Origin of the sequence: Parafilimonas terrae, from assembly GCF_900115755.1 — a bacterium.
In the GTDB taxonomy this organism is placed as follows: domain Bacteria; phylum Bacteroidota; class Bacteroidia; order Chitinophagales; family Chitinophagaceae; genus Parafilimonas; species Parafilimonas terrae.
This window is the reverse complement of record NZ_FOXQ01000008.1, coordinates 137,797-151,680: the sequence shown is the minus strand read 5'-3', so window position 1 is coordinate 151,680 and position 13,884 is coordinate 137,797. Positions and strand designations below refer to the sequence as shown.

At 42.3% G+C, this 13,884-nt stretch carries 8 protein-coding genes; all 8 read left to right on the top strand.

Going from position 1 to position 13,884, the window contains the following annotated elements:
- Nucleotides 1-9: 9 nt before the first annotated feature.
- The 8 genes from BM015_RS14025 (at nucleotide 10) to BM015_RS13985 (ending at nucleotide 13,881) form a co-directional block, all read left to right on the top strand.
- Nucleotides 10-1,890 (top strand): T9SS type A sorting domain-containing protein, encoded by a 1,881-nt coding sequence (locus BM015_RS14025; RefSeq protein ID WP_090659591.1) that lies wholly within the window; start codon nucleotides 10-12, stop codon nucleotides 1,888-1,890.
- A 347-nt stretch (nucleotides 1,891-2,237) separates the two neighbouring features.
- Complete coding sequence (locus tag BM015_RS14020; protein ID WP_090659589.1) at nucleotides 2,238-3,545, top strand: hypothetical protein; 1,308 nt, start codon at nucleotides 2,238-2,240, stop codon at nucleotides 3,543-3,545.
- A gap of 404 nt (nucleotides 3,546-3,949) precedes the next feature.
- Nucleotides 3,950-4,519: a Crp/Fnr family transcriptional regulator gene (locus BM015_RS14010; protein ID WP_090659582.1), complete on the top strand. Its 570-nt coding sequence runs from the start codon at nucleotides 3,950-3,952 to the stop codon at nucleotides 4,517-4,519.
- 167 nt (nucleotides 4,520-4,686) lie between these two features.
- Nucleotides 4,687-5,880, top strand: coding sequence for a hypothetical protein (locus BM015_RS14005; protein ID WP_090659579.1), 1,194 nt, complete (start codon nucleotides 4,687-4,689; stop codon nucleotides 5,878-5,880).
- A gap of 1,035 nt (nucleotides 5,881-6,915) precedes the next feature.
- The gene (locus tag BM015_RS14000; RefSeq protein WP_090659576.1) at nucleotides 6,916-7,392 is read left to right on the top strand and encodes a hypothetical protein; all 477 of its coding nucleotides are present in this window, start codon (nucleotides 6,916-6,918) and stop codon (nucleotides 7,390-7,392) included.
- A gap of 136 nt (nucleotides 7,393-7,528) precedes the next feature.
- Complete coding sequence (locus tag BM015_RS13995; protein WP_090659573.1) at nucleotides 7,529-7,867, top strand: DUF4134 domain-containing protein; 339 nt, start codon at nucleotides 7,529-7,531, stop codon at nucleotides 7,865-7,867.
- Between the two features lie 10 nt (nucleotides 7,868-7,877).
- Nucleotides 7,878-8,306, top strand: coding sequence for a DUF1896 family protein (locus tag BM015_RS13990; protein ID WP_090659570.1), 429 nt, complete (start codon nucleotides 7,878-7,880; stop codon nucleotides 8,304-8,306).
- A gap of 34 nt (nucleotides 8,307-8,340) precedes the next feature.
- Entirely contained in the window at nucleotides 8,341-13,881 is a 5,541-nt protein-coding gene (locus BM015_RS13985; RefSeq protein ID WP_090659567.1) for a helicase-related protein, read from the top strand.
- Nucleotides 13,882-13,884 lie beyond the last annotated feature (3 nt).

Sequence of the window (13,884 nt, the reverse complement as noted above, 5' to 3'; positions counted from 1 at the left end):
CTATACAATATGAAATTCTTTTTACTCATTGTGGCCGCTTTAATTGTTGAAAACACAATAAAAGCGCAGCCGGGAACATTAGACAACACATTTAATGACAGCGGAAAAGTTTTGAACTATGGCTTTGGCATAGTGCGGGCAACAGCAATTCAAAGCGATGGGAAAATTTTAATAGCTGGCGAAACGACCCTTACCGATGATACTATGGATGCATTTGCTATTGCCAGGTACCTGCCGGATGGAAAAATTGATGAAAGTTTTGGTGAAAAAGGGATATTGAAAAGCCCCTGGCCTGACCCTCCGGGTGAAGATTTTATAAGCCTTTCTGGCATTTACAATCTTGTTTTATTAAAAAGTGGAAAAATACTTGCGGGGGGTTATGGAGGAGGGCTAAAGCTGGGGTATCCTTCTCCTATATTAGCACAATATCTACCCGATGGTAGCCCCGATCTTTCTTTTGGTAAAAACGGGCTTGTTGGCGTTAATTTTTCCGTTGGACATGGTGTAACTGCAAGGGGCATGGGCGTAATGGAAGATGGCAGGATAGTGCAGGCGGGCAGCGATCAATCACAGAATACCACTGTATTGCGGTATATGCCCGATGGTAGTTTAGACAATACATTTGGTGTAAATGGCATATCAAATGTGTATTTGTCGGGCGTTGACAATATTAACTGCCTTGTATTACAGCCCGATGGAAAGATAATAGTAGGCGGCAGTTATTTTACTGACAGAAATTCTTCAGCCAATTTTTTAATAGCCCGTTTTAAAACAGATGGCACACTTGACAGCAGTTTTGGTTATAATGGCAAACGCATTATAGATTATAACAACAGCACCGATGTGCTTTATTCGCTTGCCCTGCAGCCAGATGGAAAAATACTCGCATCTGGCCGCGTGGCGCCTGCCGGTATAACCACATCAAGTATGTGCGTGGTGCGGTTTAACCCCAATGGCTTTTATGACAGCAGCTTTGGCAATAACGGTATAGCGCTTGCTAATTTTGATGCGTATAATAGTGGTTCAAATGATGTAGCACTGCAACAGGACGGAAAAATTACCGCATGCGGTTTTGCACGCCCTTTACCTGAAGACGACGCCAGGCAAATGTTTTCGGTTGCACAGTTTAATAAAGATGGTAATTTAAATACCGCATTTGGGGACGGGGGAAAAACTTTAACCGATTTTGGATATTATCAATACGCCGCTTCTTTAAGTCTGCAAACTGATGGTAAAATTGTAGTTGCAGGCAATATGCTGATCCCAGAGGGTGGCCCACAGCCATACTACAACCTTGCCTTGGCCCGTTACAACAACGGCAGCACACCTATTGCCAAAAAGATTCAGAAAATACTTAAGTGGTGGCGCAACCGCAATAACAGTATAACCTTAAACTGGCAGAACACAGAATTAAATGGTAGAGATCATTATGTAGTGCAACGTGCCACTGCTTATAATACCATTCAAACTACAGGCACATGGGTAAATATAGGCAGGGTTGTTAGCAGCACTACAGGAACAAATAGTAAAACACAATCCTTTACAGACAATAATCCTTTGCCTGGCACTAATTATTATCGCGTACAGCAGGTAAACCCATCAGGCAATATAGAAACAACCAATGTTGTTGCTGTAACCATAAATGAAGCATCTGCTATCTCTGTTTCTCCGAATCCTGTTCAAGGCATGCTATATATAAAAGGATTGGATGCATCCGCCAGCTATAGTTTGCAGGTATCAAACAGGCAGGGCAATATTGTTGCAAAGGCAACGGTTAAACAAACCTCTTCATATAAGCTGAATGTAGAGAACCTGCCAGAAGGTGTGTATTATCTTGAGCTCGTATCAGGCATTAATACAACGGATTTGAAGTTTGTGAAAGAGCAATAAAAGCCATTATTCTCTTTCAATGTTTAGCATAGAAAACCAAGCCATTATTGTTTGTTTTTAAACAGATAATAATTCTTTCTTCTTAATCTAAACTCTGTAAAGCTTTGTGACGATAAATGATGTCACAAAGCTTTACATTCTGAAAAATTAAAAAAGTACCAGCCACATACTTATTTCTCCCGCATTCATAGTAATGTTTTTAAAACCAGCATGATATTGGTTGGCGTTTAAACTCCAATATTCATTTTTCATACAACAATTGTACTTTGATCTTATGAGGCAATACCAAGCCCATTCATTGATCAATAAAGTTGATTAAGCCTTTTGTTAATCTAAATACCAGTTAGATGAAAAACCTAATCCTCTTTTTAGCGTTAACAGGCATCATAGCATCCTGTACAAAACAAGAGCTATCAATCAATAATCAGGAAGATGCCCATACCAAAGAACCTGATCATTCAGCCAGAATTAAACAGTCTTTAAAGGATAGTTTAAGCGCGCAGGATTTTGCCGCCATTGACTTTAATAAAATGTATTCAAGCGAAGACCCTGTATCAGGCAATTATTTTATCAGGCTCGGATTTTATAAAAAGAATATATCGCAAGATTTTATTCTTCTAAAAACAACTAATGCCGGTGCTATTATGAAAGCGAAAATTATAAATATGCAATGGAATAGCAGTATGGATTCGCTAACAAATAATGTGCGAGTTAAAGTCAGTTCATTGACTAGGGAAAAAACTATTTATCTCAAAAACGGCAATCGCAAGAACTATAGCAGCAATCAAAGCGCAATTGCAAGTTCAGGAGATATTAGCTCGATGATGGAAGAAGAAGGGCCTGCAGGCGAGCAGATACTACCAGATGTTGTTGTAGTTGGTTATACCGATTATGAACCTGTTCCTACTTACTGGTACTTTTATGATGGTATGTTGGGATTGAACAGTGGCGGTATTGGAACTTCCTACACGTACGGAGCATCCGGCCCCGCCGGTGGTGGCAGCGGCTCAATCCCAACCATGCAAATTGATTATGAATTTGCAGAAAACGCAAAGGCCATCGACATTAAGAAGTATCTTGATTGTTTTGGTTCAGTGCAGGAACCCGGTGCTACTTATACAATTACAATTGCAACTGATATTCCCGTGAACGGGGACCCTTCAAGGTTTTTTAATTGGTCAAATGCCACGCCCGGGCACACTTATATAGAACTTTATAAGAATAGTGCAGCAGGACTAATCCAACAAAACATAGGCTTCTATCCTAACACCGGGTGGAAATCAATTAATGATTACTTCGTCCCGTCCAAGATGGTTGACAATGCAAATCATGAGTACAATGCACGATATACAATTTCAGTGAGCAATACGCAATTTCAGGCAGCACTAAATGCTGTGCAAACCTATAGCAGCTATAACTACAATATTGCTACCTTCAATTGTACAGATTTTGCATTGGACATTTTTAATGCAGCAGGGGGAGATTTATATATACCTAAATATCAAATACCCGGTTACCCTAACGGAACCATAGGCAGTAATACGCCGCAGGGCTTGTATATGGAGTTAAATCAGATGGCTTCCGAAGGTGTTTCCGGTGTGGAAATGCCAGGCGTAAAAGGTTATGGCGGCACCAGTCACGGCCCATGTAATTAATAACTAAACGCTGATACATGAAACTTACTCAATTACTATCCCATCCCATCATACAGATCATAAGCTTTTGCATCATCATTGTTGGTAGTGCTAACTTCGGTGGGCCTTATGGTTTCTTCCTCTATCATGCCGTGCAGGAAGGATATATTTATGCTATCATCGGTATAGCAGGCATCGTAGTAACCTTAGTGAGTCTTATCAATAAGAAAAACGCAATAACTATACAATTTATCGGCGTTACGCTAATGGTTATTTCTCTTTTAGTATTCTTTTTTTCTTCGGAGCATTTTATGAATATGTATGCATTCAAGGATGTACTGCCACTGCTTACCTTATTCTTGTTTATTGCGATCATAGCGTTAGTAGTAATAAAGTTTCTGAGAAGATATAAATTCTGACACAATATGCTGGAGTTATTAAAGTTTTTAAATAATATCTATTCAATAACACCGGAAACGCAACAATATTTAAGCAAGGTACTGCGTAAAAAACAGTTGCGTAAGAACCAGGTATGGCTGCAGCAAGATGCCGTATGCGATAAGATTGCTTTTATTGAAACCGGCCTGCTTAAAGTATATTTTGAGTCCGGTGCTAAAGAAGTATGCTTATGGTATAACAGGGAAAACGAAGTTATTATTTCGGCAAGAAGCTTCTTTGCACAAACGCCCAGCATGCTTGCTATACGTTCGGTTTCACAGGCCACCTTATACTATATTTATTATGCAGAACTTCAGGAGCTGTATAATACACACTTCGAGTTCAACATCAATGGCCGGAAAATATTGGAACACTATTACAGCTTATCAGAACAACATGTTTCTTTATTGCTGCAGCCTGCAAAAATGCGTTACTTACTGCTTACACAACTTTACCCCTGGATGCTTACCGATAAACGAATTACAGACAGCATGCTGGCCTCCTATTTAGGAATGACCAGGGCATCTTTTTATGCCTTAAAAAAAGATGCTGCCTGATGCTGTAAATTATTTGACAAAGAATCTTTATTTCTGTCCGATTTTATACATGATACCCCTTTATTGCTGTTGTAGTTTTACATCATTGTTATTGGGAATATCAAACATTTGTTCCTACTGTTATCATTTTGTTTTGCGGTACTTGTTGCCATGCAAAAAGAAGGATTATGGGAGAAGGTTATGCACTGGAATGGCTGGACAACCTGATTACGGTTACATTAAACCCGGTAAATCCGAAACATGTAATTGCTTCACCGGAAGATATTGCAAAATTGGAAAGGCTTGTCATAGAGGAAAAGAATAAGGTTGAAGAAGCTATTAAAACCCAAGTCTTTAACCTAGATGATGATGTAAAAATCAAGAGCTCCATCAATAAATATCATTCAAGCCTTGTTAACTTATTGGAGCATGCATTTGAAAACCGGTCACGCATCTCAAAGCATAAACCCCTAAAACAGGTATTTAATACAACTATCGCCTGTATGGATGAACTGCTTGCCTTAATTGAGCGCAGGTTCAACCGTTACCTGAGTAAGGATGAACAGGTTCCCTTTACTTATTTAATCGCTCAAAAAAAAGCGCTTGCCGGAAGGCTGGAGGTTCTGGCCAGTGAACCGTATTTATCATCTCAACCGGCATTCGGTATAGTAAAAAATGAATTGGAGAAATTCTTAAGTTATGCTGACGTTGAGCATACTTATACATTCAAGGAACTGCTTTATATTAAGGATTTGTGCATTGATCTGAAAAAAGTTAAAACTGTTCATGAACCCGCTATTTATACACCACTTGATGAATTACTTATCCGACTGAACTTTAACAGCAGGCCTTACATTCATATTCTTTGCAAGCAATTAGCCGACCTTTTAAACAACATAGAAAAACCTGAAGAAAAAATGAGTAACCTGCTCCTTTATTTTAAAGCCTTCAGGCAGGTTAATAGAAAGCCTGGCGCAGTGTTTAATGCATGCGATGCCAGCTTGCATACACAGGTGGCCACCTGGCTCAAGCAAGAAATTTCCTATACTAGAAAACAAATACAATATTCAGGCAGCCTATTAAAGGAAGCTGTAAATTCAGACAAAAGAAATATGAAGCATAAGATTGCAGAAAAACTGCTGGTCAAATTATCTGTTGACCAGATAGCATTGGTATTGAGAGCGGCGGACGAAATAAAAATTATAGTGGCACGATCGTTAAACAGCGTGTTTAAAAGTATCGTACCCCATTTATCAACGCCGGGCCATGAGGATATATCATATGACAGCATGAGAAGCAAATCTTATGCTGCTGAACTTCGCGATAAAGAACTTGTGATTCAAACACTTCAACAAATCATTAAGAAGATAAGGGAATATTAAGTCTTCATATCGCTATAACGGAATTGCTTTCATTTACATTTATTAAAGGGGTGTAGTATAAGGTTCGCAATTTGCTATTGCTTGTGGAAGCGGTATCTGGTTCACAGATATTATCACATCTCCTGGTTTCAAATCTGTATCGTTTTCAAAAACAGTATCAACAACATAACTACTCCCCAGCTCTCTAATCGCAAAAGGAAGAAAAACAGCACTATCATTTAATAATGACAGTTGTCGTTCCGGCAATGTAATTGCTGAATGTTCGTCTGACAGATAAGAAACAACCGGCTTTATCAGTTTAAGAGCTGAATAAGGCTTAATGAATCTTTGATGCTTGCATTAATGAAATCAAATACTTTTTTTATTAATTACCAGGAGTTAATTCACTATAAGGATTGGTATGAACATTAAATATCTGTTGCTTTAAAAAGGCTATATCTTGTTTTAATTCCGGAGCTGAAAATTTTTTATCAGCAACATTTTGTTGTCCAAATACCAGGTTGATGTTGCAAACCAACGCAAATAACAAAACGAATTTCATTAAGTGGTTTATCGACACAGACGTTTTTTTACAGATGGTTCGTTACAACAACGTTTAAATTTCTGTTGATAATAAAGAATTTCATATCGGTGTATGGGGGCATTAGACAACTCGTTGAGTACGGCATTTACAACAGCTTTATAAGCAAGCCTGGCTTGCAAGATCACTTCCATAGTAGTCTTTGTATAGGCAATTGTGCGGTTCAAAATTGCTATAAATGGATGAGCCATCCTGTTTTATTACTTGATTCTTACATACTGAAACTTTTGTATCTCATTTATTACTTGGCCCCAACAAATTAGTTTAAAAATAATTCAGTTGTTATCCCTCCCATTTGTAATTAAGTATCAAGGGGTACAGGGGTACAACTTTGGGTACAACAAAAAGTTGGACTTGAAACGTCTTCCTTATCGTTGTTTTTTTGCTCCCGGAATAATAAATAACGAACGGTTTTAAATACCTGGATTAAAAAATATAAAATAAAAATGAGGAATATGATAAGGAATATCTCATGGAATGACTACATAGTTACCGTTGCCATAGGTTTAGCAATGTATTACCTGTTTATAAGCTTACGGTATTATTCAGCAGAAATAAAAAATCTTCTTTCGGGGAAACAAAAAATAAAATTCAGAATTGCGCGAAATAGTATTGGCAACAACCAAAGGGAATTTGTAGAGCCGGATATTGACATAAATAGCAGCTTCACAGGTACAACCGATAATGAGTTTGACGAGGTAGAACAGCTTATTGAACGCCTTAAAACAGTGATAGCCGGTGCTTCTCGCAGGAAGCTGATACCACAGGAGTTGAAGCAATACCTGGGCCTGGTGCTTAAAGAATATCCTTCCCTCCGGTATTCCCCTTTGCGCTCGTCCATAAACGAACTGATCATAAGCGAATGTCAAAAATATGGCGCCGTTACACTAAGAGAGGAAGAAGCGGAATTGTTATGGAAGGAAGCCGTGTAGCAGCCTGTCAACGGAGCTGAGCTTCCCCGTCCGTCCCGGTGCGTAAGGGCAAATGGTGAAAGAAGAGCGGGTAGTGTGATGGCGAAGCCGCTTCGTTTTTTAAAAGAACTGAATTTAAAATCTTAATAAACGTGTTATGAAAATGAGGAGCTGGAAAACGAGGAAAAGAAATAGGGAAAAGATATACCGCCTTATCGCTTTGCTGGTCATTGTAACCATGCGCCTGGAGGGTTATGCTCAGGATGGTATCGAAGGCATCAACGAAGCCAACAGCAAGGTACGCAGTTATTTTGATGCAGGCACCAACCTGATGTATGCCGTTGGTGCACTGTTAGGATTGATAGGCGCAGTCAAAGTGTACCAGAAATGGAATGCAGGCGACCAGGATACCGGCAAAGTGGCGGCAGCATGGTTCGGCAGTTGCATTTTTCTTGTTGTGGTAGCAACGGTCATTAAATCATTTTTCGGCGTATAAACAGACGATCATGCAAAACAGGTTAATGGAAAAGCTATGGACCTATATCGTCCATAATAATCCCGAACTGATGCTTCGCCTGCAGGAGCAGCAAGGTGTTACGCAATACCTGGAGGAAAAAGTCAGTGGTATCATGCCGCAGGTAATGCAACTGCTGGAAGAAGGCAAACCGCTTTATATCATCGAAGAAACAGCACTCGAAGAACTGACAGCAGGCCTGAAACCATCCCGCTACTTGTATCTCCTTTCTGTTTTAGAAGAAGAATTTCCACAGGATTATAAGCGGCTGAAGGAAAATGGAACGCTTACCTACGAGATCGTCAACCTCATAGAAGCTTGCAAAGACATCTTTAGTGATTTTGATTTCAATACAGACAATGAAGATAACAGGCATTTGAGATATGCCATCATTGGTGAGGTACATAATTACTTCAACTGAGCCGGAAGAAAAGTGAAGAGAGAAAAACTGTGTTATGGCTTATAATGTTTCCCAAAAATTACAGGATAATATTCGTGCAATACGTATAGCGTTGGACCATGCGAATAGCCGGCCGCTTGCTGCGGACGATGCTGATAGCCTGAAAAGATATGCAGGCTTTGGAGGCATTAAGGCTATATTATATCCTTACGGAACCCAGGAAGAGTGGCGGACCAATGGCGCTACCAGGGAAGACCTTCGGCACCATGAAGAAATAATGGCATTGCATGACCTGCTGAAAGAACATTTTGCTGACACTGCATACAAAGAATTGATCGCTTCCTTACGTAACAGCGTATTAACTGCCTTTTATACTCCCGAAATTGTACCTCAAACGGTCTATAAAGTGCTGGCAGCGCAAGGCATTCATCCTAAAAGGATGTATGAGCCATCTGCCGGAGGCGGCGTGTTCATCAGCGAAGCGGCCACCATATTTCCAGACATAGAACAAATTACCGCAGTAGAAAAAGATCGGCTCACAGGATTGGTATTATCTACCATCAACAGTACGCTCCCGGTCAAGGCAACCACCCATGTCAGCGGGCTGGAAGAAGCGCCGGTAAGTGATAATGGCAGCTATGACCTGGTCGTCAGCAATATACCCTTCGGTAATTTCTCCGTTTATGATGAAGCATATCCTGATAAGGAACTTTCCGGTAAGATACATAACTATTTTTTCGCAAAGGGGTTAGATAAACTGTCGGATGGCGGCCTGATGGCCTATATAACAACGGATGCCTTCCTGAATAACCCCTCCAATCATACGGCAAGGCAATACCTGTTTGAACGCGCTGATCTTGTTGCAGTCGCTGTGATGCCCGATAACCTGATGAAGGATACAGGCAATACGGAAGCGCCCAGCCACCTGCTGATCGTTCAAAAGCATCATAACAAACAACAGCTTTCTGATAGCGAACAATTGCTGCTGGATACCACGGAGCTGAAGAACCAATTCGGCAGTTACCACCAGAACCTGTACCTGTATAATCATAAAGAAGCGATCATCGGCGACAAGGTAGAACCCGGCAAAAACCAATACGGGCAGGCACATGAAACCGTATGGCAGGAAGGGGCCATTCACCTGATTGCCGGTAAGCTGGAAGCTGAACTGTCGCAACAGTTTAAAAAACGCTTCCGTAAAGAGCTATATCAAAATGCTCAAGCCATATCCATATCTAAAAGCAGTAATGAAGGCAGGAAGCTGACCTACCTGCCCATGCCGGAAGGCAAAGCAGGCACATCCTCTGCGCAATTGGGATTGTTCGATACCGTGCCAACGGAAAGCATCAATCGTGCGAATGCCTATATCAGGGAACAGGATGAAAGCATTATACAAAAGGATTCGGCGCGTATCATAGGTACGATACGCACTACGGATAAACCCGAACATGAAAGCGTGGTGTTGCTCACCGCCAGGCAGCACAAAAGCAACCGGTTTTTATATAAGCTCTGCGCCAATATCAAAGAAGCAGGCCATCTGCCTGCAAGCTGGATGGACGCCCGCCTGCTGGGCCATGAACTGACCGGCATCTCCAATTACCTGCAACAGTTTGACCACAGCTTTAAATACGAGGGCGACCGGACACTGGAAGGTTTTTTTCGTTTTGAGCAAAGTACGCCACTGCCCTTTATCGGGCTAAAGCCTTATTACCAGGAAGGCACATTAGTGGTACATAACGGGCAGGCTGGAACTATAGCCAATCCTGACCAGGAATTTAAACAAGCGATATTTCAGCCGCTTGGTCTGCATGGAAATATTCATTTCTACGAACAATACATTTCACTGCGGGATGCATACCTGGAATTATCCGCACAGGAGGTCGCAGGAGCAGCCATTAACGAATCCGACCGGGAGCGGCTCCATGAACAATATGAAACCTTTATTGCTCAATATGGGTTATTAAATACACCGGACAACCGCCGACGTATTTTAGAAGATACCGCATTTGGCATTATCGCCTTATCGTCTTTGGAACGCAGGGAAGGCGAACACTTTGTGCAAGCGGATATCCTCACCCGCTCCCTTCACCAGGTAAAGGAACGGTTCATCACCGATGACCCTATAGAAGCGCTTGCCCATAGCCTGAACGATACCGGGAAAGTAGATATGGGATTTATCAGTGCAGCTATGGAACTGGAGGAAGCAGAAGTGATCCGGTGCCTGGGCAATCATATTTACCTAAACCCTGCAGGTAACGAATGGGAAACAGCCGATCAGTATTTAAGCGGGAATGTGGTAGAGAAGCTAAGGGAAGCGGAACGCATAGCCGGACAATTCCCCGACAACCTGCAATACAAAAGAAGTTTAGAGGCGATCACAAAAGTGCAGCCGGAACGCATCCCGTTTGAACTGCTTGATTTCAATCTTGGTGAAAGGTGGATACCCACCTCATATTATGAACGTTTTGCTACCGCATTATTTGAGCAGGATACCACCATCAACTATTTCCCTTCGCTGGATGCGTTCAAGGTAAGCACCGGGATGAATATCAAAGTGTCGAGGGAATTTGCCGTAACACCTAAAAGCGGCAGGACGACCTACGGTTATACACTGCTGGAACATGCGCTGGAAAATACGACCCCGTTTTTCACCTACGAAGTGTCCGTTGGCGATGGTAAAACCATACGCCTGCCGGATAATGAAGCCATACAACTGGCGCACCAGAAGATAGAACAGATACGCAACGGTTTTGTGAGCTGGCTGAATGAACTGCCGGGCGAAGAGAAAAAATATATTGAAAGCCTTTACAATGATACGTTCAATTGTTATGTGCTTCGGGAGTTTGACGGGAGCCATTTGAAGTTCCCGGGGCTGGACAAAAAAGCCCTGGGCATTGAAGATTTGTACACTTCTCAAAAAAATGCAGCATGGCGCATCCTGCAGAACCGCGGCGCACTGGTGGATCATGAGGTAGGCTTAGGCAAGACCCTGACCATGATCGTTGCTGCCCGGGAAATGAAACGCCTGAACATCGTTCATAAACCCATGATCGTTGCATTAAAGGCGAACGTCAACCAGATCGCGGAAACCTATAGAAAAGCCTATCCTAAAGCCCGCATCCTGTTCCCGGGACAAAACGATTTTACACCGGCACAACGGCTGCGCATCTTCCATGAAATAAAAAACAATAACTGGGACTGCATCATCCTCACGCATGACCAGTTCGGCAAGATCCCGCAGTCACCGGAGATACAAAAGGAAATTTTTGAGCATGAACTGGATTGTACGGACAGGGACCTGGACACGGTGAGAACATTGGGCGGAGATATATCCAAGAAAATGCTCAAGGGGTTGGAGATCAGGAAAAGCAACCTGGAAGGCAAACTGAAAGCAGTACTGAAAGACATAGAGGAAAAGAAAGATGCAGGCATCAACTTTCGGGAAATGGGTGTAGATCATCTTTTCGTGGATGAATCCCATAAGTTCAAGAACCTCACTTTTACCACGAGGCATAACCGTGTGGCAGGCTTAGGTAACGTGGAGGGCAGCCAGAAGGCGCTCAACATGCTGTTTGCCGTACGTGAATTGCAGCATCGTTTTAATGCAGACCTCTGTGTTACCTTCCTTTCCGGCACGCCTATTTCCAACAGCCTCACCGAAATGTACCTGCTGTTCAAATACCTGCGGCCAAAAGAAATGGAGCGGCAGCATATTGAAAATTTTGATGGCTGGGCAGCGGTATTCGCAAAGAAGACCACCGATTTTGAATTTTCTGTTACCAACGAGATCATCGCCAAAGAACGTTTCCGCCATTTCATTAAAGTGCCGGAACTGGCATTGTTCTACAACGAGATCACGGACTATAAAACCGCTAAACATATCAACCTGGATAAGCCAGAGCTGAACGAAACACTGGTCAATATCAAACCAACACCGGAACAAACGGAGTTCATCAAAAAGCTGATGCAATTCGCCAAGACCGGTAATGGGGAGCTGATCGGGCGCCGCAGGTTGACACCGGAAGAAGATAAAGGCAGGATGCTGATCGCTACCAATTATGCTAAAAAGATGGCTGCCGACATGCGGCTGATCAATGACGCTGTTTACAGCGATCATCCGGATAATAAAGTGAATAGCTGTGCGCGTAAGATCGCGGAGATACATAAAGAAACGGAAGCGCACAGAGGGACCCAAATTGTCTTCTGTGATATAGGAACACCAAAGTCGGATGCATTCAATATTTATGATGCGCTAAAGCAAAAGCTGACCCGCGACCTCGGTATCCCGGCAAGGGAGATCACCTTTATACATGACTGGACGGACAAAAAGAAGCCTGAGCTGTTCAAAAAAATGAACCGCGGCGAGATACGCATCCTCTTAGGCAGCACCGATAAAGCAGGCACCGGGTTAAATGTACAGGAACGGGTGGTAGCCATGCACCATTTGGATATTCCCTGGAAACCATCCGAACTGGAGCAACGCAATGGCCGTGGCGCACGCCAGGGCAACCTCATAGCCAAACAGTATTACGATAATAAAGTGCAGAATTATGTATATGCTGTGGAGCAATCGCTGGACAATTACAAGTTCAACCTGTTGAAGAACAAACAAACCTTCATCTCCCAGATGAAGAATTGCGAACTGAATGTGCGCACCATTGATGAAGGGGCTATCGATGAAAAGAGCGGTATGAATTTTTCTGAATACATCGCAATACTATCAGGTGACACTTCTCTACTGGAGAAATCAAAGCTGGAAAAGAAGATCGCCGTGATGGAAAGCCTGAAAGTATCCCATTTCAGGGAAGCAGCCCGTAATAAATACCAACTGGAAGATAAACAGAATGAAAGGGCGAATACCTTAAAAACGCTTGATAAGCTGAGAGCAGATGAACGGGAATATAAATCAAAGCTGCAGACAGATAAGGACGGGATCAAGGTCAACCCTATACAATTAACAGGTATCAGCACGAATGACAGCGAAGCTATTGGTAAATATATTATTCAACTATACCGGGACTGGAAGCCTGCCGTTGCAGGTGAACAGAAAGAGCAGATAGGAAAATTGTATGGCTTCGATCTCTATATCCGCAGGCAGCAGGATGCTTATGAAGAAAACGGCCTGTTTGAATACAGGTATTCCAACAGCTTCTATGCACAACGGATGGAAGACGGTATTAAGTACACCTATAATAATGGCCTGCCCAATACAGACAACCCGAAGCTGGCAGCAAGACATTTTTTAAATGCCATAGATCGCGTGGAAAGCCTGCGCGAAAAGTATGAGCGCAGTTTAGCTGAATTGGATAACACCATACCTAAGCTGGAACAGCTTACTGCAAAACCATTTTTGCAGGAGACTGAATTACAACAGATGAAAACGGAGCTGGCAAGCCTTGAAAGAGAGATCGCTATTAAGATACAGGAAAATCAACTGAAGCAGCAACAGGAAGCAATGAACGAACAGGAAGATATTACAGAGGCGCCTGTTATTGAACTGACGGAAAATATAAACAAGGAACATACGGCGGCAAAGGAAATAGCACTGGTGCCGCCAACCTTAAATGAACGGCCACGAAGCAGGATGAGATTATAAAAA

Coding starts and splice junctions, on each gene's coding strand:
- BM015_RS13990 (WP_090659570.1), top strand. CDS start 7,878: ATGCAAAACAGGTTAATGGAAAAGCTATGGACCTATATCGTCCATAAT.
- BM015_RS13985 (WP_090659567.1), top strand. CDS start 8,341: ATGGCTTATAATGTTTCCCAAAAATTACAGGATAATATTCGTGCAATA.
- BM015_RS14000 (WP_090659576.1), top strand. CDS start 6,916: ATGATAAGGAATATCTCATGGAATGACTACATAGTTACCGTTGCCATA.
- BM015_RS14025 (WP_090659591.1), top strand. CDS start 10: ATGAAATTCTTTTTACTCATTGTGGCCGCTTTAATTGTTGAAAACACA.
- BM015_RS14010 (WP_090659582.1), top strand. CDS start 3,950: ATGCTGGAGTTATTAAAGTTTTTAAATAATATCTATTCAATAACACCG.
- BM015_RS14005 (WP_090659579.1), top strand. CDS start 4,687: ATGGGAGAAGGTTATGCACTGGAATGGCTGGACAACCTGATTACGGTT.
- BM015_RS14020 (WP_090659589.1), top strand. CDS start 2,238: ATGAAAAACCTAATCCTCTTTTTAGCGTTAACAGGCATCATAGCATCC.
- BM015_RS13995 (WP_090659573.1), top strand. CDS start 7,529: ATGAAAATGAGGAGCTGGAAAACGAGGAAAAGAAATAGGGAAAAGATA.